At 44.7% G+C, this 25,224-nt stretch carries 24 protein-coding genes and 1 riboswitch; of the genes, 17 read left to right on the forward strand and 7 right to left on the reverse strand.

Annotation, left to right across the window (positions count from 1 at the left end):
• Positions 1 to 231: 231 nt before the first annotated feature.
• Positions 232 to 864, forward strand: a complete 633-nt coding sequence (locus F0228_RS00475; protein ID WP_116870889.1) for a fumarylacetoacetate hydrolase family protein — start codon at positions 232 to 234, stop codon at positions 862 to 864.
• Between the two features lie 150 nt (positions 865 to 1,014).
• Positions 1,015 to 1,647 (forward strand): LysE family translocator, encoded by a 633-nt coding sequence (locus tag F0228_RS00480; protein WP_061031342.1) that lies wholly within the window; start codon positions 1,015 to 1,017, stop codon positions 1,645 to 1,647.
• A gap of 104 nt (positions 1,648 to 1,751) precedes the next feature.
• Here F0228_RS00480 and F0228_RS00485 read toward each other — a convergent pair whose 3' ends face one another.
• Entirely contained in the window at positions 1,752 to 3,458 is a 1,707-nt protein-coding gene (locus F0228_RS00485) for a phospho-sugar mutase (protein ID WP_116870888.1), read from the reverse strand.
• Positions 3,459 to 3,909: 451 nt separating this feature from the next.
• On the opposite strand from F0228_RS00485, the gene coxB reads away from it, so the two are divergent.
• Genes coxB through F0228_RS00505 form a run of 4 tightly spaced genes read left to right on the forward strand, consistent with a single transcriptional unit; the run spans position 3,910 to position 8,325 of the window.
• Positions 3,910 to 5,112, forward strand: coding sequence for a cytochrome c oxidase subunit II (gene coxB, locus F0228_RS00490; protein WP_116870887.1), 1,203 nt, complete (start codon positions 3,910 to 3,912; stop codon positions 5,110 to 5,112).
• Complete coding sequence (ctaD, locus tag F0228_RS00495; RefSeq protein WP_171761666.1) at positions 5,109 to 6,770, forward strand: cytochrome c oxidase subunit I; 1,662 nt, start codon at positions 5,109 to 5,111, stop codon at positions 6,768 to 6,770. Before coxB ends, ctaD begins: the two co-directional genes overlap by 4 nt.
• Positions 6,771 to 6,781: 11 nt before the next feature.
• Positions 6,782 to 7,411 (forward strand): cytochrome c oxidase assembly protein, encoded by a 630-nt coding sequence (locus F0228_RS00500; RefSeq protein ID WP_171761667.1) that lies wholly within the window; start codon positions 6,782 to 6,784, stop codon positions 7,409 to 7,411.
• A gap of 29 nt (positions 7,412 to 7,440) precedes the next feature.
• Positions 7,441 to 8,325 (forward strand): cytochrome c oxidase subunit 3, encoded by an 885-nt coding sequence (locus F0228_RS00505; protein WP_105057991.1) that lies wholly within the window; start codon positions 7,441 to 7,443, stop codon positions 8,323 to 8,325.
• Positions 8,326 to 8,347: 22 nt separating this feature from the next.
• Here the strand turns inward: F0228_RS00505 and F0228_RS00510 are convergent, their stop codons facing one another.
• Complete coding sequence (locus F0228_RS00510; RefSeq protein WP_061031236.1) at positions 8,348 to 8,578, reverse strand: DUF2909 family protein; 231 nt, start codon at positions 8,576 to 8,578, stop codon at positions 8,348 to 8,350.
• On the opposite strand from F0228_RS00510, the gene F0228_RS00515 reads away from it, so the two are divergent.
• From F0228_RS00515 to cyoE, 4 genes are all read left to right on the forward strand, one after another.
• Positions 8,490 to 9,389, forward strand: a complete 900-nt coding sequence (locus F0228_RS00515) for an SURF1 family protein (RefSeq protein WP_171731346.1) — start codon at positions 8,490 to 8,492, stop codon at positions 9,387 to 9,389. The genes F0228_RS00510 and F0228_RS00515 overlap by 89 nt on opposite strands.
• Before the next feature lie 59 nt (positions 9,390 to 9,448).
• Entirely contained in the window at positions 9,449 to 10,057 is a 609-nt protein-coding gene (locus F0228_RS00520) for a hypothetical protein (protein WP_171731347.1), read from the forward strand.
• Between the two features lie 74 nt (positions 10,058 to 10,131).
• A complete protein-coding gene (locus tag F0228_RS00525; RefSeq protein ID WP_171731348.1) occupies positions 10,132 to 11,187 on the forward strand; it encodes a COX15/CtaA family protein in 1,056 nt (351 codons plus the stop codon).
• On the forward strand, positions 11,177 to 12,115 hold the full coding sequence (cyoE, locus tag F0228_RS00530) for a heme o synthase (protein WP_116870880.1): 939 nt from the start codon (positions 11,177 to 11,179) through the stop codon (positions 12,113 to 12,115). Before F0228_RS00525 ends, cyoE begins: the two co-directional genes overlap by 11 nt.
• Positions 12,116 to 12,225: 110 nt before the next feature.
• Here cyoE and gbpA read toward each other — a convergent pair whose 3' ends face one another.
• A complete protein-coding gene (gene gbpA / locus F0228_RS00535; protein ID WP_137407079.1) occupies positions 12,226 to 13,692 on the reverse strand; it encodes an N-acetylglucosamine-binding protein GbpA in 1,467 nt (488 codons plus the stop codon).
• Positions 13,693 to 13,764: 72 nt separating this feature from the next.
• Positions 13,765 to 13,854, reverse strand: a riboswitch (cyclic di-GMP riboswitch).
• A gap of 322 nt (positions 13,855 to 14,176) precedes the next feature.
• Between gbpA and F0228_RS00540 the strand changes: the two genes are divergently transcribed.
• From F0228_RS00540 to aroG, 4 genes are all read left to right on the forward strand, one after another.
• On the forward strand, positions 14,177 to 14,530 hold the full coding sequence (locus F0228_RS00540; RefSeq protein WP_105057994.1) for a transcriptional regulator: 354 nt from the start codon (positions 14,177 to 14,179) through the stop codon (positions 14,528 to 14,530).
• A gap of 96 nt (positions 14,531 to 14,626) precedes the next feature.
• Positions 14,627 to 15,298: a DUF3313 domain-containing protein gene (locus F0228_RS00545; RefSeq protein ID WP_105057995.1), complete on the forward strand. Its 672-nt coding sequence runs from the start codon at positions 14,627 to 14,629 to the stop codon at positions 15,296 to 15,298.
• A 12-nt stretch (positions 15,299 to 15,310) separates the two neighbouring features.
• Positions 15,311 to 15,526 carry a DUF3820 family protein gene (locus F0228_RS00550; protein WP_061031229.1) on the forward strand — a complete coding sequence of 72 codons (216 nt, stop codon included), beginning with the start codon at positions 15,311 to 15,313 and terminating at the stop codon, positions 15,524 to 15,526.
• Between the two features lie 312 nt (positions 15,527 to 15,838).
• On the forward strand, positions 15,839 to 16,891 hold the full coding sequence (gene aroG / locus F0228_RS00555) for a 3-deoxy-7-phosphoheptulonate synthase AroG (RefSeq protein WP_008217211.1): 1,053 nt from the start codon (positions 15,839 to 15,841) through the stop codon (positions 16,889 to 16,891).
• Positions 16,892 to 17,006: 115 nt separating this feature from the next.
• Here the strand turns inward: aroG and F0228_RS00560 are convergent, their stop codons facing one another.
• The 3 genes from F0228_RS00560 to F0228_RS00570 form a co-directional block, all read right to left on the reverse strand.
• On the reverse strand, positions 17,007 to 18,431 hold the full coding sequence (locus F0228_RS00560) for a phosphomannomutase CpsG (protein WP_171731350.1): 1,425 nt from the start codon (positions 18,429 to 18,431) through the stop codon (positions 17,007 to 17,009).
• A gap of 15 nt (positions 18,432 to 18,446) precedes the next feature.
• Positions 18,447 to 19,931, reverse strand: coding sequence for a mannose-1-phosphate guanylyltransferase/mannose-6-phosphate isomerase (locus tag F0228_RS00565; protein WP_171761668.1), 1,485 nt, complete (start codon positions 19,929 to 19,931; stop codon positions 18,447 to 18,449).
• Between the two features lie 80 nt (positions 19,932 to 20,011).
• Positions 20,012 to 21,127, reverse strand: a complete 1,116-nt coding sequence (locus F0228_RS00570; protein WP_171761669.1) for a mechanosensitive ion channel family protein — start codon at positions 21,125 to 21,127, stop codon at positions 20,012 to 20,014.
• 187 nt (positions 21,128 to 21,314) lie between these two features.
• Between F0228_RS00570 and F0228_RS00575 the strand changes: the two genes are divergently transcribed.
• The gene (locus F0228_RS00575; RefSeq protein WP_171761670.1) at positions 21,315 to 21,971 is read left to right on the forward strand and encodes a TrkA family potassium uptake protein; all 657 of its coding nucleotides are present in this window, start codon (positions 21,315 to 21,317) and stop codon (positions 21,969 to 21,971) included.
• Between the two features lie 24 nt (positions 21,972 to 21,995).
• Positions 21,996 to 23,363, forward strand: coding sequence for a TrkH family potassium uptake protein (locus tag F0228_RS00580; protein ID WP_137407085.1), 1,368 nt, complete (start codon positions 21,996 to 21,998; stop codon positions 23,361 to 23,363).
• Positions 23,364 to 23,446: 83 nt separating this feature from the next.
• Here F0228_RS00580 and msrB read toward each other — a convergent pair whose 3' ends face one another.
• A complete protein-coding gene (msrB, locus tag F0228_RS00585) occupies positions 23,447 to 24,589 on the reverse strand; it encodes a peptide-methionine (R)-S-oxide reductase MsrB (protein WP_171761671.1) in 1,143 nt (380 codons plus the stop codon).
• Positions 24,590 to 24,791: 202 nt separating this feature from the next.
• On the opposite strand from msrB, the gene F0228_RS00590 reads away from it, so the two are divergent.
• Complete coding sequence (locus F0228_RS00590; RefSeq protein ID WP_017071630.1) at positions 24,792 to 25,190, forward strand: OsmC family protein; 399 nt, start codon at positions 24,792 to 24,794, stop codon at positions 25,188 to 25,190.
• The last annotated feature ends 34 nt before the right edge of the window (positions 25,191 to 25,224 follow it).

Consider the following 25,224-nt stretch of genomic DNA (forward strand, 5'->3'; position numbering starts at 1 on the left):
TCCTAGACACCATGCTAAGCCCTCTCAAACCTTTTGGTTGGAGAGGGCTTTTTTCGTTTTGTACTTCTGTTTTGAATGGCCATTTCTTATACCGCGATTTCCTTATGAAAACTTCCCAATGAGCGAATTGAGCTAAAGATCAGAATTTAGAGATCAGTAGCCAGCTTGTCGAAGATTCTCTCTTTGTGATGAGGTAAACTCTGCATTCCAAAAATAGTTCAGGGATAAACTATGAGCAGCGTGGTAGATCAGGAAAAGTTAATGAATTCGAAACGAATAGCGACACCGACGAAAGTGCTGTGTGTTGGGCGTAACTATGTCGATCATATTGAAGAACTTAACAACGCGATCCCAGACGCTATGGTGGTGTTCAATAAGCCCTGTACTAGCGTAACTTCTTCCCTCTCTTCTTTTCATCAGGAAGCCCTACACTATGAAGCAGAAATTTGTTTCATCGTTGAAAACGGTCAATATTCAGCAGTAGGTTTAGGGTTAGATCTGACTAAGCGCGAGCTGCAAAGCAGCTTGAAAGCGAAAGGCTTGCCTTGGGAGCGCGCTAAAGCGTTTGATGGTTCTGCCGTTCTTAGCCGCTTTGTACCCACAACAGATTTGGATCTTGAAGACTTGAATCTAGAGCTGTTTATTAACTGTGTTCGTGTTCAGAAAGGGCACGTTGAGCAGATGCTATATTCCCCGAAAACTATCCTCGAAGAGCTCTCTTCTTACACGACCTTGCTGGATGGCGATGTTGTGATGACAGGCACCCCGAAAGGCGTCGGAGAAGTGCACCAAGGTGATATTTTCCTAGGTCGCCTTAAGTGTGGTGAGACAACATTGATAGAGATCGAGTGGGTCGCGAGTTAATTATTGTTATCGATTTAGTTAATAATTTGGTCTGATTTTATGATGTTGGTTTTTAATTCGATATTTTGGCTGCGGTACAACTGATTGCATCTGGAAGGGTGTTGGTAATTGATATAAAATCCGCCTCCATTTTTATCAATGCTGAACCTCATGATCGATTTAACCATTCTGCCTGTTTACTTGACTGCCGTCGTCGCTCTTCTTCTTTTACCTGGTCCTGATATGTTGCTGATTGCTAGCTCAAGCATGAGTTATGGTCGCAAGGTTGGTGTCTTTGCGAGCTTAGGTAACGCGACTTCAGGGATCATTCTTACTGTTTTAGCGGCGATGGGTGTATCTGCATTAATCGCAATGAGCCCTGTTGCTTTGAATGCTCTCCATCTATTAGGTGGTACATACTTGCTAAAAATGGGGTGGGACTGCCTGCGAACAGAGCAGGGCAACGCACCTGAACTGACTGATAATTTTGCCGCAAAGGCTTACTACCAAAGAGCGTTGATCAGTAACCTACTCAATCCTAAAGCTCTAGTGTTTTTTGTGATGTTTTTACCTCAGTTCGTGTCGACAAATATTGAGGCGACATCAGGAGAGCAGATGTTGGTACTAGGCTTACTACTGAATGTTTTAGGCTTAACGTTCAACTTCTTGCTTGTAGCTCTGGTAGGTACCATCGGTAAGTCACTGGTAGAAAATGCTAAGTTTCGTACCTATCAACAGAAAGTGATGGGTGGCGTATTTGTTGTATTAGCGGTTTGGATGCTGTCTTCTTTCTTCACTTCATAAGTAACAACCAAACGCGATTATCCGCAACCAGATGTTTAAAGAAAAATGGACGCTTAGAGCGTCCATTTTTAATTTAACTGATGCATTCTTAATGCGCTAATCCGTTAAGAGTTGAGCTCTTTCTGGTGTTGTTCGATGAGCTTATCCATATATTCTTCACCTCGCTGACGAGTGTCGTCATAGGTTTCTGTCCCCTCAAATTTTGTCACGGTTTCGTAATAAACCTTAACCTTTGGCTCTGTGCCCGATGGGCGGACGATAATGCGAGAACCATCTTCGAGATGATAGATGAGTACGTCACTCGCAGGGAGGTTTATCGCCTCTGTTGCACCACCAGTAATGAAGCGTAGCGAAGAGTGAAGATCTTCAATCACAGATATCGCAATGCCATTGATTGTTTTTGGTTGTGCTGCGCGAAGCTTAGAGCCAATTGAAGGTGAATCTGGGTCCAGCGCGATACTGCGCTGCGCATTGGTATGAACACCATGTTCGAAGGAAATCTGAGCCAGAAGATCCCACACTGTTCGACCTTGAGATTTTAGCTCCTCGACCAGTTGTGCGAAAACGACAATGGCTGACAAACCATCTTTATCGCGGACTTGAGTTCCAATCGTGTAGCCTAGCGCCTCTTCATAGGCGAATAGGAATTCGTTCTGTTCATCTTCCAACTGCATGCCAATGTTAGCTAACCATTTAAACCCGGTCAGAGTTTGGAAGTAGGTAGCGTTGTGAGAGTTAGCTACTTTCTCAAGCAGGGTAGACGATACGATACTGTTACCCACCAATTGATTTTTGGTGTGAGGTTTTGATAACAAGTAATGCGCGAATAGCACACCGACCTGATCGCCAGTCAGCATTTTGTATGAGCCTTCATCTGTTCTTACTGCAACCGCAAATCGGTCCGCATCAGGGTCATTAGCACAAGCAATATCTGCATCGACGCTTTTTGCTAGATTAACCACAAGATCCATTGCCCCTTTTTCTTCTGGGTTAGGGAAATTCACCGTTGGGAAGTGGCCATCAGGTTCTCTTTGCTCTGCAACGCTGAATACCTTATGGAAACCCGAGTCGTGCAGAAGATCTTCTGCCATCTGCGCGCCCACCCCATGCATTGCTGTATAAGCGATGGTGGTATTAGCAGACTCGATATCGTTCTTTACAAATGGGCTTTTGTTGATCGCAGCGCGGTAGGTTTGATAGTAACCCTCGGTGAGCCACACTAACTTGCCTTGCGTTTCTGCATCACTGAGGCTCATCAAAGGGATTGGCTTAGTCGCTGCGGAGTCAATTTCAGCGGCAATACCTGCATCATGAGGCGGTATAATTTGTGCGCCATTTTCCCAGTATACCTTGAAGCCGTTATATTCAGGTGGGTTGTGGCTAGCAGTCACCACAACGGCCGCTGCTGCGTTGAAATGCTCGATACCAAAAGCAACGATAGGGGTCGCAGCTACATTCGATGTTAGATAAACCTTGATGCCTAAAGCCGTCAGTACTGAAGCGGTATCAATCGCGAATTGCTTTGAATCTAATCGGCCATCATAGCCCACAACGACACCTCTCATGGTCGCGTTTGCTACATGTTCAATTAGATAGTGACCAAGCCCGGTCGCGGTTTCTTGAATGACTAAGCGGTTCATTCTGTTTGGGCCACATCCTACTTTACCTCGAAGACCCGCTGTTCCGAATTCTAATCGCTGCGTAAAGCGGTCTTTCAATTCGTCGTGCATTCCCTCATCAATGAGGTGTTGTAGCTCTTCACGAGTTCTTGGATCTGGGTCTCTCGCTAACCAATTCATAGCATCTTGCATAATCACTGAACCTTTTTATGTCGGTATGACTTACTGTTGGGATTAATTTAAGTGATATTGATTATCATTTCTATGAAAGCAATCGTAAAACTCGATTAAAAATAAATTCCAACGACAAAGACAAGTGGGCTAAGCCATTCTAAATAATTGACTATTTTGTAAGTAAACTTACCTTGAACAATTGGATATCACTAACTAGCCTTTTACATAAATATAACAAAATTGAACAATTTCGCCGTTTTTGAATCTTTCGTTGAAACCTCCAGACTTTGATAGACGTATAAGTCGGTAAGTTAAGAGGATCTAGCAGCCCGTTATAGGCTGTGCTCACGAGAGTAGTAGATTGAGATTCAGCCTTTTCATGCGAAGCCGGTACAGCAATGAGTGGTGTTGGGTTCGCAACGACATTTAGGTCGCATGTATCCAATTAGGAAGGATAAGGAGAGATCTTTTGAAAAGATTACTGGTTAGGCTAGCGTGGCTTTTGAACAGTTTTGTTGTGCTGTCGATTTCGCCGTGGGTGAATGCGAGTAGCGAATATAACATGACACAAGGTGTAACAGAGATCAGTGGTCAAGTGTATGAACTTCACATGTTGATCTTCTACATCTGCTGTGCAATCGCCTTCGTTGTGTTCGGTGTTATGTTTTACTCGATTCTGAGGCATCGAAAGTCGAAGGGCGCGGTGGCCGCTCATTTTCACGAAAGCACCAAAGTTGAAATCCTCTGGACCATCATTCCTATTATTATTCTCATCGCAATGGCGATTCCCGCTACTAAAACCTTGATAGCGATGGAAGACACCTCCCAATCTGAACTCACAGTTAAAATTACTGGCTCACAATGGAAATGGCATTACAGTTATTTTGGCGAAGATGTTGAATTCTTCAGCTTGCTGGCAACCAGTGATAAAGAAATCGAAGGCATTGAAGTGAAAGGCGCTCATTACTTGCTAGAGGTTGATAAACCACTCGTCCTTCCTGTCGATCGAAAAGTTCGCTTCTTGATGACTTCAGATGATGTGATTCACTCTTGGTGGGTTCCGGCCTTTGCCGTTAAAAAAGATACCATTCCGGGTTTCATTAACGAAGCTTGGACAAAAATTGATGAACCAGGCGTTTACCGAGGACAGTGTGCAGAGCTTTGTGGTCGTGCTCACGGCTTCATGCCGATAGTAGTGCATGCCATGGCAGAAGATGAGTTTGACGCATGGTTAGCAGAACAGAAAGAGCTAACGATTGCCGCACAACAAGCGGCTCAAGATGCGTTAGACGCGTCACTTTCTTTGGAAGAGTTGAACACTATAGGTGAAGAGGTTTACAAAACTCGATGTGCTGTATGTCACCAAGCAAATGGTGAAGGTATTCCTGGTGCATTTCCGGGTATCAAAGGAAGCCCTGTTGCTTTAGGAGATGTCGATGTGCATATCGACACTATTGTTTACGGTCGAGGAGGCACGGCAATGCAAGCCTTCGACAATCAGTTGACTGAGAAAGAGATTGCAGCAGTCGTGACCTACCAACGAAATGCTTGGGGGAATGACACTGGCGATGTGGTTCAAGCTTCAGATGTTAATGCCTATAAGGTTAAACAGTCGGGTGGAGCGGAAGGCTCTGCGGATGAAGCACAAAGTGATGCTAAGGAGCAGCTATGAGTTCACCAATCGAAAAGCCGGTGAAATCGGCGCCTGCAGAAGACCAGGCTCTAAGTCATACTTTAGATGGTACCTTAGACAGCCATGACTTACCTTCGGACGATCACGATTCCCATGCCGCTCCAAAAGGGTGGGCGCGTTGGTTGTATTCAACCAATCATAAAGACATAGGTACGCTATACCTGTGGTTCAGTTTCGCAATGTTCCTAACCGGCGGTGCGATGGCGATGGTGATCCGTGCGGAGCTATTCCAACCGGGTCTACAACTTGTTGAACCTGATTTCTTCAACCAGATGACTACAGTTCATGGCTTGATCATGGTATTTGGCGCGGTAATGCCAGCATTTACGGGGCTCGCCAACTGGATGATCCCTATGATGATCGGCGCTCCAGATATGGCGTTACCTAGAATGAACAACCTCAGCTTCTGGATTTTACCTTTTGCTTTCTTAATCTTGATTGGCTCTTTGTTTACTGAGGGAGGCGGACCGAGTTTTGGTTGGACATTCTACGCGCCGCTCTCAACGACTTATGGCCCTGATAGTACAGCACTATTTGTATTCTCTGTTCATATTATGGGTATCAGTTCGATCATGGGGGCGATCAATGTCATCGTGACCATAGTGAACATGAGAGCTCCAGGTATGACTTGGTTTAAATTGCCAATGTTCGTTTGGACTTGGTTAATTACCGCTTTCTTGCTGATAGCCGTAATGCCCGTTCTCGCTGGGGCTGTGACCATGGTGTTGACCGATAAATACTTTGGGACAAGCTTCTTTGACGCTGCGGGTGGCGGTGACCCCGTCATGTTCCAGCACATATTCTGGTTCTTTGGGCACCCCGAAGTGTACATCATGATTTTGCCGTCTTTTGGTATCGTTTCGGCTATCATCCCGGCGTTTAGTGGCAAGCGCTTGTTTGGTTACCACTCAATGGTGTACGCGACCTGTAGTATTGCAATTTTGTCCTTCCTAGTTTGGGCGCATCACATGTTCACCACGGGGATGCCTGTCTTTGCTGAGCTGTTCTTTATGTATTGCACCATGTTGATTGCTGTGCCGACGGGGGTGAAAGTCTTTAACTGGGTCGCAACCATGTGGCGAGGCGCATTGACTTTCGAAACCCCAATGCTATTCACCATCGCCTTTATCGTTCTGTTCACGATAGGCGGCTTATCTGGATTGATGTTGGCTATTGTCCCTGCAGATTTCCAATACCACGACACCTATTTTGTAGTGGCTCACTTCCACTATGTTCTAGTGACTGGAGCTGTGTTCTCGATAATGGCCGCCGCTTATTATTGGTTGCCTAAATGGACTGGTCATATGTACGACCACAAGCTCAGTCTATGGCATTTCTGGACGTCAGTAATCTCAGTGAATGTTCTTTTCTTCCCTATGCATTTCCTAGGTTTAGCGGGGATGCCACGTCGTATTCCAGACTACGCTATCCAGTTCGCTGACGTTAACCAAGTGGTGTCGATAGGGGGCTTCGCCTTTGGTTTATCGCAACTCATCTTCTTGTGGCTAGTCATCAAGTGTGTGAAAGGCGGCGAGCCAGCACCAAGCAAGCCATGGGAACGTGCTGCAGGATTAGAGTGGACGGTACCAAGCCCTGCGCCTCATCATACTTTTACTCATCCGCCTAAAGTCGATTAGGGAGATGGGCTATGAGCGATAAGCAAAGCGATCTACGTAAAGATGAAAACCAACCCAAGCAGTCAATCAAGAAGCGATCAACTAAAAAGCTAACGGGCTACTTGGTATTGAGTGTTGTGGCGATGTTTGGCTTCGGTTTTGCTTTGGTGCCACTCTACGATGTGATGTGCGAGGCTTTGGGAATCAACGGCAAAACTAATACCGTGTCTGCGGTACAGCCACGGGGTATGCAGCCAGATTATTCTCGTACGGTTCGTGTGGAGTTTATGTCGCACATCAAACCTGATATGCCCTGGCAGTTCGTTCCTGAAGATCGTGTGTTAGAGGTTCACCCTGGTGAGGTAATTCAAACGAATTACATCGCCAAAAATTTATCAGGAAACTCTCTAGTGGGGCAGGCTGTGCCTTCAGTATCTCCAGGGATGGGGGCGACTTACTTTAATAAGATGGAATGCTTCTGCTTTAACCAGCAGCCATTAGAGGGGTATAAAAGCGCTGAAATGGGTTTGATATTTTACATAGAGCCAGATATTCCAGAATCGATCCACACACTGACGCTCTCTTATACGCTATTTAACATTACGAATGAGGTGGTCGGGGAATCAAGTAGTGCCGAGCCTAATGTAATCGCGAGTAACTAGGAACCAGAATCAACAAAAGGAGTTGAGCGATGAGTTCTAAAAAGGAAGTTTATTTCGTTCCACATCAAAGCCATTGGCCATTAGTCGGTGCCGTTGCGCTATTTCTTGTTGCGGTTGGAGCAGGGTTAACCGTGCAAAACATGGGCACTGATGCCGCTGGCGGTGTGTTCGGTAAGGCTGTGTTGTTCGTCGGGTTTGCGGTGTTGCTTTACATGCTTGCGGGTTGGTTTAGCAACGTGATTACAGAATCCTTGAGCGGCCTCTATTCTGAGCAAATATCCCGCTCTTTCAGGCAAGGCATGAGTTGGTTCATCTTTTCTGAAATCATGTTCTTCGGTGCTTTCTTTGGCGCGCTGTTCTACGCTCGTATGATTTCTGTCCCATGGATTGGCGGGGCGGGCAACAATGAAATGACTCATGAAGTATTGTGGCCAATGTTCCAATCAATGTGGCCGCTGACTACGACACCGGATGGCGTAACAACACAAGCTATGCCATGGCAAGGAATTCCACTCAAAAACACCATTATCCTATTGCTTTCGTCCATCACGCTGCATATGGCCCATCTAAGCCTCGAACAAAACAAGCGCATGGCATTAATCGTTTGGTTAGAGATCACCATCGTTCTGGCTGGGTTCTTCCTATTTTTTCAAGTTGAAGAGTATATCCATGCTTATCAAGATATGGGCCTTACTCTTCAATCGGGAATCTATGGCAACACCTTCTTCTTACTGACGGGTTTCCATGGTTTACATGTCTGCTTAGGGACGATCTTTTTAATCGTGCTGTTGGCTAGGGTTGCCAAAGATCACTTTACACCCAAAGACCATTTTGCATTCCAAGCCGGCAGTTGGTATTGGCACTTTGTTGATGTGGTGTGGTTAGGATTATTCGTGTTTGTATACGTACTTTAGCGAAGCGACAGAGCTAAAGGGCTTAATAAGGACGAGGGTTGGGAGTTATCACTCCTGACCCTAAAGCAAGCAATAGCAGTAACACAGCAACGGCTGACCACATGACTCGACGCCCCAAGAAGTGACTCAGCTTTTTGCCATTGTGTTTGCTAGAAGCGATTTGAATGAGCCCTTTCATTAAGTTGAATGCAATGAAAAACAGCAGGGCAACTAACACAACTTTGAATAACAGGATAAAGGTAGGTGACGCCATAGTGATAACTCCAAACCGTTTGAATCATGATGAACGAACGTTCCGCAGTAAAGGTTTTTGGTTTGCGGTTGCTTTAACTTTGGTTTCAGTCGGCACTTTAATCAAGCTGGGTTTATGGCAGTTAGACAGAGGTAACGAGAAACTACGTTATGAGCAGCAGCTATCGCAGAGAGCTATGCAACCTTCTAAACCACTAGATGCAGTGCTCAATGAATGGCAAGAGGCAAGCATTGGAACTCAGCAGCCGGTGCCCCCTTCGACCTTAAATGGCTTGAAAGCTGACGTCGAATTAGTGAAATCGAGTGGTTTAATTCTCTTGCTGGAGAATCAAATCAATCAAGGAACGGTGGGGTATGTGATTTACATGCTGGGCGAGGTTCAAACTCAAGATGGAAGAAAACAGCTTTTGATCGATCTTGGATTCGTTGCAGCAAGTAATGACAGAAGAGAGCTACCAGGAATAGGAAAGATCACGCTACCAATCGAGATGTCTGGTCGCTTGTACACACGTTCGGTGAATCCGTTAAGTCAGGAACTTGGGCTAGAAAACACGACGCCGAAAAGGATTCAAAATATCAACATAGAAGCGTTATCACAATACACAGGGCAAGAGGTGTTACCGTTCGTTTTTCAACCTCAGAGCTTAGATTCATGGCCTTATGAAATGCTATGGCGCCCGACTGCGATGAAGTCTGAGAAGCACTTCGGTTACTCATTTCAATGGTTTGTGATGGCTGCAGTATTGCTTTCGCTGATGTTGTTGATTGGGTTCAGATACTTGAAGAAACATAGTCACATTAATAAGAAGTAAATGCTTGTAACGACATAAACACGGTTAGTGATCGGCAGCGACTAATACAGGGAATCAAAATGGATAAGTCTCAAACACAAACTAAAAAGGAAAGTACCGATGCTAATCTTGCTGCGTTTAAACAGCGCCGCTCACGTGGTCGACTTATCTTCATCGGGTTGATCTTGGTCTTCGCCTTACCTGCCATTATTGCTAAAACTGTATTAGAGCAGAATTGGTACACATCTGGTGTGACAAACAGTGGGGAGTTAGTTGAGCCAAGAGTGACTCTACAAGATTTTGGGCTGACGACGCCGATGGAAGGAGAAGGGTGGTTGGTGGGTTACATTGCGCCAACGGACTGCGATAGCTTATGCGAACAACAACTCCATTACTTGAACCAAAGCTACTTAGCGCTAGGGAAGAACAAAGAACGAGTGACAGCTGTGGTTTTTGTTTCTGAAGGGGATGCATTACCAGGAGCATTTAACAAACCTGGTTTGTCATTTCTGTCTGGTGGGGAGCAGTTGAGCACTAAGTTTGCACCAGCTTCGATTGTTATCATTGATCCCCTTGGGCAACTCGTTATGGAATACAAAAGTGTCTCAGAACCGTCGCAGTTAGTCGGGCAGTCCAAAGGCATGGTTCATGACCTCAGAAAGCTTCTAAAGCTATCACGTGTTGGATAGTTGATAAGCGAATCGGTTTGACTGTGGTGACTGAACTCTGGCAGCGAAAGGGAATAAGTATAGGGAGATAAACGATGCAGAACAAAGCCCCTGATTTACTCATGCTCGTGATGCGAGTGACTATCTTACTGACGCTGACAGTGATTGTGCTCGGTGCTTATACCCGATTATCGGATGCTGGGCTTGGTTGCCCTGACTGGCCTGGGTGTTATGGAAAGCTCACGGTACCTTCAGATGCCCAAGCGGTGAACCAAGCTAACCTCCAATTCCCTGAACGTGCTCTTGAGGCTGATAAAGCTTGGATAGAGATGATACATCGCTACTTTGCTGGTTCATTAGGGCTTCTCATCTTTGTTGTAGTTGCTTGGTGTATTAAGAAGAACATCACTTCTGCTGGACTACCGTTACTTATTGCAGCAACGGTGATCTTTCAAGCTTTGTTAGGGATGTGGACAGTGACTCTCAAACTGATGCCTGTTGTGGTGATGGCGCACTTGATGGGAGGGTTCACTCTGCTGTCTCTGCTCTGCCTACTGTATTGTCGCCTCTCTAATTTCCAGACTCGGTTCAGTGAAACGACATACTCGGCGACGAGCAAGTTTGCTGCGTTACTTGGCCTGATGGTTGTAATTGGACAGATCTTACTTGGCGGTTGGACGTCTTCAAATTATGCCGCGCTGGTATGTACTCAACTGCCTATCTGTGAAGGTAATTGGATAAGCTACCTAGATTTGAAGAATGCGTTCGACTTTGCACAGCATGGGCATGATAACTATGAGTTTGGTGTGCTCGAGTATCCCGCAAGGCTCACCATACATGTCATGCATAGGTTTGGCGCTATTGTGGCAACGATAACGGTGCTAATGGTCGTGTATCAGTTGTGGAAGCTTGGTCAAACAGCGCACCAAAAACTGGGTGTCATTGTGGCATTGGTATTAGCCGTGCAAGTCAGTTTAGGGATCAGTAACGTGTGGTTCCATCTACCGATTTCAGTGGCAGTGCTTCATAACTTAGTTGCGGCGATGCTGCTTGTCAGTCTGGTTGCGACAAACTTTGTAGTGTGGCAACGAAAACCAAGTGAGCGCTTGGCAAAGAACAGTGTATTACAAGGAGGTAATCATGGTCAGTAGAACTTCAACACAGCATCAAATTGTGGTTCAAGATACCGCTTCAAGTCATGAAGTTGCTGCTCAAAACAAAGCAGCTTGGAAGGTCTATTTAACACTGACTAAGCCTAAAGTGGTTGCTTTGATGTTGTTAACAGCATTAGTCGGCATGTGTTTAGCGGTGCCTAATGGATTGCCATTACAGCAAGCATTATTTGGCATGGTAGGGATAGGGTTGATGGCGGGTTCAGCTGCTGCATTTAATCACTTGATCGACAAGAAGATCGACGGGCAAATGTCTCGTACTAATCGTCGTCCTTTACCATCGGGTGAGCTCAGCAGTGTACGAGTATTCGCCTTTGCAGCAGGTATCGGTTTACTTGGTTTTGTGACTTTAGCCTTGTTAGTTAACCCGCTTACGGCTTGGCTAACCTTTGCGAGCTTATTAGGTTATGCGGTTATCTATACCATGTATTTAAAACGAGCGACGCCACAGAACATTGTCATTGCAGGGATCGCAGGGGCAATGCCACCTTTATTGGGTTGGACGGCAGTGACTAACGAGTTGCACTCCAACGCATGGCTACTGGTGATGATCATCTTCATCTGGACACCTCCTCACTTTTGGGCGCTTGCGATTCATCGTCGTGACGAATATGCCAAGGTAGATATCCCGATGTTGCCTGTGACACATGGGATAACTTACACCAAGACTTCAATTCTGCTGTATACACTATTGCTGAGCATCGTGTGTGTGCTGCCAGTATTGGTTGGAATGAGCAGTTGGATATACCTGAGCGCGTCTTTGGTGCTCAACGGTGGGTTTGTTTATCATGCCTGGGTATTGAAGTATCGTGATGAGCCTAACATGGCGATGAAGACATTCAAGTTTTCTATTTATCATCTCATGATTTTGTTTGTTGCTTTGCTGGCAGACCATTACCTCCTTTAAGATCAGACTTGTAGATGAATACTGAATAAAAAACGGATGCGCTTGGCATCCGTTTTTGTTTGGCTGATTGCTTAGTTTCACTATCATGAAAGTAAGCACAGAGCGATCAATTAGTCGACTTTGTACCAAGCATCTTGCCAGTGTGAGCCTACACCAGGTTCGTACTGAGTTGCCGTTGGTGCCCACTGAATACAGTAACCAGAGTATGGGAACTCTTTACACTGATAAACGCTACCGTCGCTGCTCAGTACTTTTGTACCTTCAGTGTAAGATTCAATGCTTTCAGGGAATACGAAATCGTAATCGCCTGCTGGTGGCGGTGTTTGCTCGTCCATAAGGTGGAAATCAAGCGTGTTTTGGTCAACTAAGTTGCCTTGGTCATCCTTAGTTACAACCACAAGCATGTGGTGGCCAGCTTCAGATTTAGACAGAGTCAACTGAACATCTTCAACTTGTCCGTCTTTAAGTTCAGATTTCTGAGACGCAAGTGCTTCACGATGGTGGTTGTATACCGTGAGTTCTGCTTGAACATCGCCTGTTGCCGCTAGAGTAAGATCAAGTTGAGTCGGTTGACTCTCATCGATAATGTACTCTGATTCTAAACCTGTTACTTCAACTTCATGCTCTGGCTCTGGAGTATCAATCTTGTAGCCGATCTCTACGCTCTTAAAGCCTGAACCTGCTTTTAAGTAAACTGGATTTGAGCCGTATACAGGAGCGAAATCACCTTGGTCGTTCAATTGACCCGCTTTGATTTGCGTCTGCTCTTGGTTGATCTTTGATGCCAATGCATAAGACCAGTTATTCGCTTTACCTTGTTCGTTGTTCTCAATGACTAGCTCTGTGCTGTATGAAGCGTTCTCACCAGATTGGTCAAAGACACGAGTGTAAACGGCATCACCGATGTTTAGGTCGCGAGTTGGGTTGATTTGACCGCCTTGGTCCCAATCAGGAATGATCGGGCCATCGCCATCAAATTTCACATCAATAACGTTGTAGAAAGCCATTGCAGTATCACCCACATCCCAAACAGCAAGAATCACTTGGTAGCCTTCACGCTCAGGGACATTACACAAGTGGCTTACTTGCATTGGTGGCTGTTCCATATTGCCTTCGACTACACAGAATGGTGTTAGATCAAAAGAACTGCGAGCCAAAGGCTGGTTTGGATTCCAGTCTGGTTTTGTAATGTAGTATTTCCAATCGTGAGTCACGTGGTTTGCTGTAAATGTCCACTCAAAGTACTGAGAGCCAGATTGGATAGGGCGTTTAACCCAACGGTCTGCCGTTTGCTCGTCTAGCGCAGCCGCTAAAGAAGATTGCGCACTAGCGATTTTTCCATCAGCAGGGCCAACCTCTGGGAAGCCTTCAGGACCTTCGACACTTTGCGGTTCGTATTGGATACCACCACAGTTGGTGTTCTTCTCTTGTGTATCACTCGCAGGGAACTTACACAGCGCTACACGGCTTTCAGCTACGCCATTATTGTATGCCGAGACATAACCGTGACCGAAGCTTGCACCACTAACGCTTAGTAGCGACAGAGCGATGAGTGATTTTTTTGGGAGTTGTTTCATTATTTGTCCTTACTGTATTTGGCCGACAAAAAAGAGAACACTCCGGCACGCATTTGCACTTAAATCCTATTAAGTGGCAGCTCCGCTATCATAGACAGAATAATTGTCGACAGACCGGTGGCTTTGCGTCCTATTCTTTCAAATAGTTTGCCAGAAGTGCGTTTAAGCAAGCGAAATGTAGTCAACGCGTTTTATAAATGCGAATGAATAGATTGAAATGTGGAATGCTAATCTCGAACTTTTAATTCTTGTCACAAATTAACTTGCTAAATGTATTCTTTATTTACCTATAAGTGATTGAAATAAATTAAGAAAGCATTTGCTCTAATTGTTTTTATGAATGGTTTTGTCTTTTTAGTTTTGTACTGGATAACAATTGAGCGCATATCAAAACCAAACCTTTGGCTTCCACTAACCGAACCCTGACACGCTATGTATGAAAAACCGGACAATTAATTGGTATGAATTATATAAAGGAGTCAGTATGGAATTCACTGAACAAGATAGAGAAGCGTTGTACCAAACGTGGATGTCACAAAAATCACGAATGCGAATCACTCAGATGGAGTTTTCAAAGAAGCTTGGAATGAGTCAGCTTGATTTCTCAAATATGTTGCGAGGGGAGTCGCCGCTGACTATGTCATTTGTGAGCCATTTCTGTCGTCTACTTCACTTGGAACCGAGAAACGTATTCCCGTCACTTAAAGAAGGAAATGACTCTGGTCCTAAAGTGGTCTATCTGAAAAGTAGAATGAGTGTTGATGGAGAGATCCAAAATGCTTACATCGAAGGAAATCAAGTTATCGTAGAGTATGCTCACACTGTTCAACACAACTAATTTTAGAGTTAGCTCTGAGTTATAGCCCCTTTTTCTACAAACTTTTCACATATGGTATAGCATACTTGGGTGTTTTTCTTCCAACCTAAGTGCGCTATGAATCCTCTAAAACTATTTTTGCTTGTCGCAACCAGCATCTTTTTGTTTGGTTGTGCAGGCGGCCCAATCAAGACTGCTACCAAATTCACCACTTATGAAGATTTTCAGCCTGGCCCTGACGGGGGAGTTGACCTCGTTTGGGCAAGATTAGGGCTGCGTGACGCCGACCGCTTGAAGAGTAAGTTGGATGACTATGATTCTGTCGTCATTGACCAAATCTTTGTGCTTGCCGAAGAAGGTTCGTTAGATCAAGAAGAAATTCAGGAACTTACCGACCACATGGTGAACCGATTAGAAGAGAAAATATCACCTCACAAAGTGATCGTTGGTGAGCCGACGGGCAAAACGTTACGCCTGAGTATCGCATTGAGTAACGTTGAAACGCCAAATCCTATCTTAGCCGTTACCAGTAGTGTCTTACCTTTTGGTCTTGCCATGTCGACCATCTCAAAAGTTGCGACAGGAGAGCACACCAATGTTGGTAGTGCGAGTGTCGAGCTGCTGGTGAGTGACGCTCAAGATGGCACACCACTGTTCGCAGCGATCGATCGTGAAGCCGGAAATAAGGACTTTTCAACTATGATCGATTCACTTGATGATGCCAAAGATGCAATCAACTATTGGGTTGAACGTTTAGGTGATACTCTACAGAACATCGATGACGCATAGAAAGACCGAACAATGCTAGAGAAAGAGAACCTGATTAAGTTGGCTCGAATGCAGATGCCATTTGGAAAGTACACCGGCCGCACACTAATTGACCTACCTGAAGAATATTTGTTGTGGTTTGACAAGAAAGGGTTCCCAAACGGTGAGCTAGGTGACCTGCTCAAACTGTGCCTAGCGCTAAAAATAGAAGGGCTCGACAGTGTCGTCAAGCCATTGAAAAGAATGTAATTAATTATAAAGCTCACGTTAACAGCGTGGGCTTTTTTGTTTCTGTTGATAGAACAGTTTTGTTGACAAGTGATGGGTGAAAAAACATTCAACGTTATCCTATTGAAATTGCGCAATCGATAGCGTGTAAATAAAGTTATACAGGGTGTTTTAAATATAAAACACAAAAAAAATTGCGTTCTTTTTAAATTAGTGATTGAAACTGGCGTTTTTACTAGTTAAGTTACAGGGAACAAGAAGATATGTGCTGATGGAAAGTTACGTGAGATAACGTACATTCAGCTCAAGGATAGATATAGGAAGAAGTAAGCAATGTTCCAGACTGATGATGTAAGAATTAACAAAGTAAAAGAGTTATTACCCCCTGTTGCTGTTTTAGAAAAGTTTCCAGCGACAGAAGTTGCTTCTTCGACAACCTTTGAAAGCCGTAAAGCAATTCACAACATTCTAGAAGAAAGTGACGACCGTTTATTGGTTATCGTTGGCCCATGTTCTATTCATGATCCAGAAGCGGCTCTTGAATACGGTAAGCGTTTGAAAGTACTACGCGATGAGCTAGGCGATAAGCTTGAAATCGTAATGCGTGTTTACTTTGAGAAACCACGTACGACGGTTGGCTGGAAAGGTCTGATCAATGACCCTTACATGGACGACACGTTCAAACTAAACGATGGTCTGCGCCTTGGACGTAAGCTACTTCTTGATCTAACAGACATGGGTATGCCGACAGCAAGTGAATTCCTAGACATGATCACGCCTCAATACGTAGCAGACTTAATTAGCTGGGGTGCAATTGGCGCACGTACTACGGAATCTCAAGTTCACCGTGAGCTAGCTTCTGGTCTTTCATGCCCTGTTGGCTTTAAGAATGGTACCGATGGCAACATCAAGATCGCAACAGACGCAATCCGCTCTGCAAGTGCTTCTCACCACTTCTTATCGGTAACTAAGTACGGTCACTCAGCTATCGTTGAAACGGCTGGTAACCCAGATTGTCATATCATCCTACGTGGTGGTAAAGAGCCAAACTACAGCGCAGAGCACGTTGGTAAGATCAAGCAAGAGCTAGAAGCTTCTGGTCTACCGCAGAAAGTAATGATCGACTTCAGCCATGCAAACAGTTCTAAGCAATTCAAGCGTCAAATGAATGTGTCTGATGACGTAAGTGCACAGATCTCGGGTGGTGATAAAGCTATCTTTGGTGTGATGATCGAATCTCACCTAGTTGAAGGTCGCCAGGATTTGGTTGACGGCAAAGCTCCAACATACGGCCAGTCAATTACTGACGCTTGTATTGGTTGGGAAGATACTGAAACAGTACTTCGTCAACTGGCAGATGCAGTTGAAGCTCGCCGTAACAAGTAAATTAGTGACTTTAATTAGTCTCTAGAACGACTTAGATAATTGAAGCCCTTACTCGCTTTTGTGAGTAAGGGCTTTTTAATAGTCACTAATCGCTAATAGGAAGTGACCTGTATTTTTAAACTAGGAAAGACACTAGCTCGTCGACTTTAAGTGACAACAAATCTTTATCTTGCTTGGTTTCTACATTAAGGCGGATTAGTGGCTCGGTATTGGATTTCCTTAAGTTAAAGCGCCAAGTACCCATATCCATGCTAATACCGTCGGTATGATCTATGTTTACAGCACGCTTTTGGTAGCATGAAAGTACACGAGCGATAGCTTGTTCTGGGTCTGCTACCTTACGATTGATCTCTCCAGAAGAGGGGAATCTTTCTACGCTAGAGCTGATAAGTTGATGAAGCGATTGTTGAGTCTTACTGATGAGTTCAATGACGAGTAGCCAAGGAATCATCCCTGAGTCGCAGTACCCAAAGTCACGGAAGTAGTGATGTGCGCTCATCTCTCCACCGTACACAGCGTTGAGCTCTCGCATTTTCTCTTTGATCAAAGCATGCCCTGCTTTTACGCCCACAGCGTTTCCACCCAGTTTTTGTGCAACTTCTACTGTATTCCATGTCATGCGCATGTCGTGTAGTACTGTTGCATTGGAGTCCTTCAGCAAGAAGGCTTCGGTTAGTAAACCGACGATGTAGTAACCTTCAATGTAATTGCCTTTTTCATCAAAGAAGAAACAACGATCAAAATCACCATCCCAGGCGATGCCAAGGTCTGCGGAGTGCTCTAAAACGGCATCGCGAGTCGCAGCTTGGTTTTCTTTGAGTAAAGGGTTAGGGATACCATTTGGGTACATCCCATCAGGAATGTGGTGAACCTTGATGAAGGTGATTGGAGCATTCAGTTCATTGAATTTGGTCTCTAACGCATCAATGACATGCCCAGCAACGCCGTTTCCCGCGTTAACCACAATCTTCATCGGTGATAGCTTTGACGGCTTTATGTAAGAGAGTAGGTGCTCCACATAAGGAGCTAGGATACTGGTCGTTCTAACGGAATTATCGGCTTGTTCATGGCTGATCGGTTGTTCGCTGACGCCCTCATACTGTAGAGCTTCAATACGCTGTTTAATTACATCTAACCCATTGTTTTTACTGATTGGATTAGCGTCTAGACCGATTAACTTCATGCCGTTGTAATTGATTGGATTGTGGCTTGCCGTAATCTGGACTCCGCCAATGGCTTGTAGGTGGCGAGTCGCAAAGTAGACTTCTTCTGTGCCTGTCATACCGATATCTACCACGGCGATCCCTGATTCAATCAAACCCTTGGTCATCGCTTTCTGCAGGAGCAATGAGGTTTCACGATTATCACGACCAATGACTACTTTAGCCAAGCTATTGAGTGACGTTTTAGATGTTTCTGCAAGGACATATTCGCCAAATGCTATACCAAGCAGGTAAGCTAGGCGCTCATTGATTTGTTTACCAATGATTCCTCGGATATCGTTATTTTTAAAGCAGCTGAGATCTAAATTCTGTTTCATTCTATCGTCGCTGCTTTAGTTCGATTTGTTGATTTGAGGTGAGCTAGGTTGTTCGCTTCGCCCGTAACTATCTTGATATCGAATAATGTCGTCTTCACTCAAATGGCTACCGGTTTGTACTTCGATCATTTCGAGTGGAGCGTCCCCTGGATTTTCTAGGCTATGTATGTGTCCTAGCGGAATATAAGTGGATTGGTCTTCTTCAACGAGATAGGTTTTCTCATTATTGGTCACCTTCGCAACACCTGCAACAACAACCCAGTGCTCTGCTCTATGGTGATGCATCTGTAGCGATAACTTGTGACCGGGTTTTACAGTGATACGTTTAACCTTGTCGCGTTTGCCTAGGTCAATTACATCGTATTTACCCCAAGGTCTAAACACTTCGCGGTGATGAACATGTTCTGTGCGATCTGCTTGATTCAGCTGGCTGACTATCGATTTCACGCCTTGAACTTTGTCTTTGTTCGCGACGAGTATAGCGTCTTTTGTTTCGACAATAATAAGGTTCTCAACACCTACAGTCGCAACTAGCTTGTTTTCAGCGTGGATATAGTTGTGCTGAGAATCGACAGTTAACACATCGCCTTCAATCACATTCTTGTGTTCATCTTTATCACTGACATCCCAGATTGCAGACCATGAACCAATATCATTCCAACCAACATCCATAGGGATCACCGCAGCATCCGACGTTTTTTCCATCACGGCATAGTCGATAGAGTCGCTCGGGCTGCTTTGGAATGCCTCGGCGTCAATACGGATGAAGTCGAGGTCGGTATTTTGCTTTTCGAGCGCGCTTTTGCAGGCCTCAAGGATCTGTGGATGATGCTTTGCTAGCTCTTCTAAGTAGCGTGATGCTTTAAACATAAACATGCCGCTGTTCCAGAGGTATTGCCCTGAGCTAATGTATTGTTCTGCGGTGGCTAGGTCGGGTTTTTCAACGAAACATTCAATGGCAAAAGCATGATGGGAGAGTGGTTCTCCTTGTTTTATATAACCATAGCCCGTTTCGGGTGCGTTCGGAGTAATACCAAATGTGACGAGTTTGCCTTGTCTCGCGTATTCGACACCTCTCGCTACCGTTTGCTGAAATTCGGTCGCTTTGGCGATGTGATGATCGGCTGCCAGTACCAATAATATTGGATCTGACTCGCTCTGTTGGTTGCTGTTCGAGTAACTTAAGGCCTGTAAGGCTGCGAGTGCGATGGCTGGGGCTGTATTTCTACCTACAGGTTCTAACAATATTCCACTGTGTTGGATATTGGATGCTCGAGCTTGTTCTGCGGCAATAAAGCGATGTTCTTCATTACAGATTATGAGCGGGGCATCGCAGTTACTATCCGTTAAGTGCTCATCAAGACCTTGCAGTCGTTGAAGTGTTTGCTGAAGCATGGACTGCTCGCCGGCAATATTGAGAAATTGCTTAGGGTAAAGCTCGCGAGACAGTGGCCAGAGGCGGCTACCAGAGCCGCCAGCTAGAATGACAGGTAAAATCATATCGTGGTAATTGAGTGCCTTAAAATACTGGCGTCATATTACCACGCTTCACTGTTATTATTTATCGATAAGAAATTTACTTATCGATGACCTTCTGGGTTGGAAATGACCATAGCTTGAGCTTCGCTAAAACCTTGAGGATCAATCTTGAGTGTTTGTGTTGGGAATGCGATATCCGCATTGTGTTTATGGATGATCGCTAGTACCTGTAACAGAACATCTTGCTTAACTTCATGGTATCTCACCCAGTTGACCGTTTTTGTAAAGGTGTAGATAAAGAAATTAAGCGTTGATGGTCCAAACTTATCAAAGTTAACGATCAACGTCTGCTTAGCATCAATGTCAGGGTGCGTTTCAAGCATGGCTTTTACGTCATCCACAATAAGAGCGAGTTTGCTTGCGTCTTCGTAGCGAAGCCCGAAGGTTTCATTAATTCGGCGGTTTAGCATTCGCGATGGGTTCTCCACCACAATGTTACTGAATACCGAATTTGGTACGTACAAAGGGCGCTTATCAAAGGTGCGAATGATGGTCATACGCCAGCCTATACGTTCGACTGTACCTTCAATTTGGCGGTCAGGTGAGCGAATCCAGTCTCCGACTTTAAAAGGGCGGTCGAAGTAGATCATCATGCCACCAAAGAAGTTCGATAGTAGATCTTTTGCTGCCAAACCAACGATTAAACCACCCACACCACCAAAGGTGAGTAAGCCTGACAAGCTGAGTCCAAACGCTTGCATGATTGTCAGGCCGCCCATGACCATAAAGAACAGACGAGCTACTTTTGCAATCGCCTGTACAGTTGTCTCATCCCTGTTTTTTTGCTCTAAGACGTATGCTTCAGCATTGGTGATCATTCGTAAGGTGAACCAAACGAAGGTACATATGATCAATATGTGCTTGAGAGTTTTTAACCAGTTGATTTCATTGCCAAACTGATCTTGAAGAATCAACCCGACAGATACGGTCGCTGGCCAACACCAAAGTAACGTACTGACAGGGGTTTTCAGTGCCTCTAGTAGTAGGTCATCCCAGTGAAAGTGGGTTCTCTGTACCAGAACTTCCAAGCGATTATGGATTATTCGCCAAGCTACCCAAGCGAGAAAACTCGCAATAGTGATGAATAGGACGCTATTCGCCCAGTCACTATGGGTCTGGTTGATGTAGGTTTGTACTTGGGTCAATAATTCATTCATTGTGTGTGCTGCCGCAGAAATTATGAATTGGAAATTAGCAGAAACTCGAGATGTTCTCTACCTTTATAAATCAAGCGATTATAACAATAGTATAACTCTATTTATTGCAGAACTGACTTTTTTTGAGATAGAAACTAATGTAGGTTTGGCTATCCCGTGTAATTAAAATTTCTAAACAGGATTTCAAATGAGCGACAAACAATATGCAGTTATCGGTTTAGGGCGTTTTGGTTTATCTGTTTGCCAAGAACTTCAAAGTTCAGGCTCACAGGTGTTAGCCGTCGATATTAATGAGGAGCGAGTGAAAGAAGCCGCGGCCTTTGTTTCACAAGCGATTGTTGCTAACTGTACGAGTGAAGAGACGGTTAAAGAGCTGAGGCTCGACGAGTACGATATGGTAATGGTTTCGATTGGTTCTGATGTGAACTCGAGCATTCTGACTACTCTGGTCGTAAAAGAGTCGGGAGCTAAAACCGTTTGGGTTAAGGCGAACGATAAATTCCACGGTAAGATCCTCTCTAAAATTGGCGCTGACCATATCATCATGCCGGAGCGAGACATGGGTATTCGTGTCGCAAGGAAGATGCTGGATAGACGCGTTCTTGAATTTATCGACCTCGGTAGTGGCTTAGCGATGACCGAAATTGTTATCGGTGCCAAGTTATTAGGTAAACAACTTCGTGATTTGAAGCTTTGCAAAGAGGTGGGTGTTGAAGTTCTTGGTTTTAAACGCGGACCGAATCTGACTAAAGCGCCTGAACTGGAAGTGAGTTTAGAAATTGGGGATGTGGTGATCATCGCCGGGCCTAAAGAGACCTTATCTAGAAAATTACGTAATTGGTAATGGTAACTGCAATAAGGTAACAGTATGAATTCGTTTCAACGAAAAGGTACTTTTTATACCCTTAAGAGAGATGAAAAGCCTCGTAAGGGCTCTGAACCTAAGATAATCCTGACCAGTTTCTTAGGCGTTCTAATTCCCTCGGCCATCTTGCTGACGTTGCCTGTTTTCTCTGTCACGGGGCTCAGTTTTACGGATGCGCTGTTTACTGCGACCTCTGCAATCAGTGTGACAGGCTTAGGTGTCGTCGATACGGGCGAGCACTTTACTTTAGCTGGAAAAATCTTGCTGATGTTCTTGATGCAGGTAGGTGGGCTAGGGCAGATGACTTTATCTGCGGTACTGCTTTACATGTTTGGTGTTAGGTTAAGCTTGAAGCAGCAGGCATTGGCGAAAGAAGCATTGGGACAAGATCGTAAGATTAACCTTCGAAAATTGGTCAAGAAGATAATCGTCTTCGCATTAGTGGCTGAATTTATTGGTTTTGTATTGCTCTGCTTCCGATGGGTGCCTGAAATGGGCTGGGCAACCGGAAGCTTTTACGCACTGTTTCATGCGATATCAGCCTTCAATAACGCAGGTTTCGCTCTGTTCTCAGATAGCATGATGAGCTTTGTTGACGATCCATTGGTGATCTTTACCTTAGCGGCTCTGTTCATTTTTGGTGGCTTAGGCTTCACGGTGGTCGGTGACTTATCGAGTAACTGGCGCAAAGGCTTTCAGCATCTACATTTACATACCAAGATCATGCTAACCGCAACTCCGACTCTATTGTTGGTAGGTACGGTATTATTCTGGCTGTTGGAGAGAAATAACTCTGCGACTATGGAAGGGTTATCAACTCAAGGCCAATGGCTGGCGGCGTTTTTTCAATCAGCAAGCGCTCGTACCGCTGGCTTTAACAGTGTGGATTTGTCTCAGTACACGCAGCCTGCTTTATTGGTGATGATTGTGTTAATGCTGATTGGTGCTGGTTCTACCTCAACCGGTGGCGGTATTAAGGTATCGACCTTTGCAGTTGCTTTTGTCGCGACTTGGACATTCCTACGTCAGAAAAAGCACGTCGTGATGTTTAAACGTACTGTTACATGGCAGGCGGTAACCAAGTCATTGGCCATTATCGTGGTCAGTGGGGCGTTATTAACTACGGCGATGTTTTTGTTAATGCTTACCGAAAAAGCCGCGTTTGATCGAGTCATGTTCGAGGTGATTTCTGCCTTTGCAACGGTAGGATTGACGGCTGGGTTAACCGCAAATCTAACCGAACCTGGCAAATACATTATGATTGTTGTGATGGTTATTGGTCGTATCGGTCCTTTGACCTTGGCGTATATGTTAGCTCGCCCAGAGCCTTCACTGCTCAAATACCCAGAAGACACTGTTCTAACAGGCTAGCGCGTTTGTTAATGAATCAGAAAACATAAAGCCAGCGTTATGCTGGCTTTGTTGTTATAGGTGTAGCGTTAATCGCTGAATGCTTAGCCCTCAAACATCTCTACATATTCATCATAGCCTTCTTCATCCAGTTTATCTGCTGGGATAAAGCGCATCGCCGCTGAGTTCATGCAGTAACGTAAGCCTGTTGGTTTAGGACCATCTTTGAAGACATGACCTAAGTGAGAATCACCAAATCGGCTACGAACTTCTGTGCGTGGGTACAACAGTTTGTAGTCTGTGGTTGTCACTACGTAAGCTTCGTTGATTGGTTGGGTAAAGCTCGGCCAGCCCGTACCTGATTTGTATTTGTCTTTTGACGAGAACAAAGGCTCACCGGTAACGATATCAACATAAATACCTTCTTCTTTGTTATCCCAGTATTTGTTGTCAAATGGGCGCTCAGTAGCGTCTTCTTGCGTTACATCGTATTGAAGTGCTGTAAGCTTCGCTTTGATCTCCGTATCAGACGGTTTTACGTATGTTTTAGCATTCGCTGTCGCATTTTTACTGTCGATGATCTGACGTAGTGTTTTAGGGTTGTCCTTTCTATCATCACCGAAGATTTTATCTAAATACTGATCACGACCTGAAGCGTAGCGGTAGTAGTTATAACGAACCTTACTCTTCTTGTAATAATCTTGATGGTAATCTTCTGCTGGCCAGAACTTCTCAAATTTGATCAGTTCTGTTTTTAGTGGTGCACCAAAGATTTGAGCCTTGTCGATCTCCATCATAAAGCTTTGAGCAACGTCTTTTTGCTCTTGGTTATGATAGAAAATGGCAGGTCGATATTGCGGACCACGGTCTACGAATGACCCTTTGTCATCGGTTGGATCGATATGTCGGAAGAATTGGTCAAGTACCTGTTCATAGCTAACAACATCAGGGTTATAGGTCACGTTGATCACTTCGATGTGACCAGACTTACCTGAAGAAACTTGTTTATAGGTTGGGTTTTCGAGCTCGCCACCAGAATATCCAGAGATAACGTCTGTTACGCCTTTTAGTTTCTCTAGGTCAGACTCTGTACACCAAAAACAACCACCCGCGAGTGTCGCGATTTCACTTTTCCCTGAATTAGCCGTTTTATCCATTGTATTGGCAGTGCCAGTTTGGCTGACAAACAACGAAATCAGTGGTAGTGCAACCACGAGTGATACCAATATTTTAGATAATTTATTCATAGATACCTCATCTTGACGTTCTTTTTCATTCGATTTTGAATGTACGAATAGAGACAGGTTTTAGATGGAAAAAATTGCACTATTCATGAAAAAAATATGTGTCAGAGAAAATCTTGCTCATGAATGCTGCCAGTAGTAGGGTGTCGATACTAACAATAAATAACAGACAGTGATGGCGGTTATCGGTCATCTAAGGAACAGCATGCAAGCAGAAGTTAAATGGGTCGAAGGTTTTAAATTCTTGGGTCAATCTCAATCAGGCCACTCTATTGTTATGGATGGCAGTGGTGGTGCAACGGCGCCAAGCCCGATGGAAATGGTGCTTATGGCCGCTGGTGGTTGTAGCTCTGTTGATGTGGTCGATGGATTGAAATCTGCTGGTCAAAGCATTACAGGCTGTAACGCAAAACTTGAAACTACACGTCGCGAAACCGCGCCAAAAATCTTTACCGCGATTAACATCCACTTTGAAGTATCAGGTGACAACCTTGATCCTGAGTTGGTTGCAAAAGTATGCGCTGATTCATTAGAAAAATACTGTTCAGTGTGCCTAATGCTAGGTGCTGGCGTAGAAATGACGCACAGCTGGGAAATAGTCTAGCCTTCTGGCCGTATAGCTTGGCTTTGAGTCATTA

It is taken from the genome of Vibrio sp. 99K-1, assembly GCF_013114585.1.
Lineage (GTDB): Bacteria > Pseudomonadota > Gammaproteobacteria > Enterobacterales > Vibrionaceae > Vibrio > Vibrio chagasii_B.

Bases quoted from the DNA above. Each gene is read 5' to 3' on its own strand.
- F0228_RS00475 (WP_116870889.1), top strand. From the start codon at position 232: ATGAGCAGCGTGGTAGATCAGGAAAAGTTAATGAATTCGAAACGAATA.
- F0228_RS00480 (WP_061031342.1), top strand. From the start codon at position 1,015: ATGATCGATTTAACCATTCTGCCTGTTTACTTGACTGCCGTCGTCGCT.
- F0228_RS00485 (WP_116870888.1), bottom strand. From the start codon at position 3,458: ATGCAAGATGCTATGAATTGGTTAGCGAGAGACCCAGATCCAAGAACT.
- ctaD (WP_171761666.1), top strand. From the start codon at position 5,109: ATGAGTTCACCAATCGAAAAGCCGGTGAAATCGGCGCCTGCAGAAGAC.
- F0228_RS00500 (WP_171761667.1), top strand. From the start codon at position 6,782: ATGAGCGATAAGCAAAGCGATCTACGTAAAGATGAAAACCAACCCAAG.
- F0228_RS00505 (WP_105057991.1), top strand. From the start codon at position 7,441: ATGAGTTCTAAAAAGGAAGTTTATTTCGTTCCACATCAAAGCCATTGG.
- F0228_RS00515 (WP_171731346.1), top strand. From the start codon at position 8,490: ATGAGCCCTTTCATTAAGTTGAATGCAATGAAAAACAGCAGGGCAACT.
- F0228_RS00510 (WP_061031236.1), bottom strand. From the start codon at position 8,578: ATGGCGTCACCTACCTTTATCCTGTTATTCAAAGTTGTGTTAGTTGCC.
- F0228_RS00520 (WP_171731347.1), top strand. From the start codon at position 9,449: ATGGATAAGTCTCAAACACAAACTAAAAAGGAAAGTACCGATGCTAAT.
- F0228_RS00525 (WP_171731348.1), top strand. From the start codon at position 10,132: ATGCAGAACAAAGCCCCTGATTTACTCATGCTCGTGATGCGAGTGACT.
- cyoE (WP_116870880.1), top strand. From the start codon at position 11,177: ATGGTCAGTAGAACTTCAACACAGCATCAAATTGTGGTTCAAGATACC.
- gbpA (WP_137407079.1), bottom strand. From the start codon at position 13,692: ATGAAACAACTCCCAAAAAAATCACTCATCGCTCTGTCGCTACTAAGC.
- F0228_RS00540 (WP_105057994.1), top strand. From the start codon at position 14,177: ATGGAATTCACTGAACAAGATAGAGAAGCGTTGTACCAAACGTGGATG.
- F0228_RS00545 (WP_105057995.1), top strand. From the start codon at position 14,627: ATGAATCCTCTAAAACTATTTTTGCTTGTCGCAACCAGCATCTTTTTG.
- F0228_RS00550 (WP_061031229.1), top strand. From the start codon at position 15,311: ATGCTAGAGAAAGAGAACCTGATTAAGTTGGCTCGAATGCAGATGCCA.
- aroG (WP_008217211.1), top strand. From the start codon at position 15,839: ATGTTCCAGACTGATGATGTAAGAATTAACAAAGTAAAAGAGTTATTA.
- F0228_RS00560 (WP_171731350.1), bottom strand. From the start codon at position 18,431: ATGAAACAGAATTTAGATCTCAGCTGCTTTAAAAATAACGATATCCGA.
- F0228_RS00565 (WP_171761668.1), bottom strand. From the start codon at position 19,931: ATGATTTTACCTGTCATTCTAGCTGGCGGCTCTGGTAGCCGCCTCTGG.
- F0228_RS00570 (WP_171761669.1), bottom strand. From the start codon at position 21,127: ATGAATGAATTATTGACCCAAGTACAAACCTACATCAACCAGACCCAT.
- F0228_RS00575 (WP_171761670.1), top strand. From the start codon at position 21,315: ATGAGCGACAAACAATATGCAGTTATCGGTTTAGGGCGTTTTGGTTTA.
- F0228_RS00580 (WP_137407085.1), top strand. From the start codon at position 21,996: ATGAATTCGTTTCAACGAAAAGGTACTTTTTATACCCTTAAGAGAGAT.
- msrB (WP_171761671.1), bottom strand. From the start codon at position 24,589: ATGAATAAATTATCTAAAATATTGGTATCACTCGTGGTTGCACTACCA.
- F0228_RS00590 (WP_017071630.1), top strand. From the start codon at position 24,792: ATGCAAGCAGAAGTTAAATGGGTCGAAGGTTTTAAATTCTTGGGTCAA.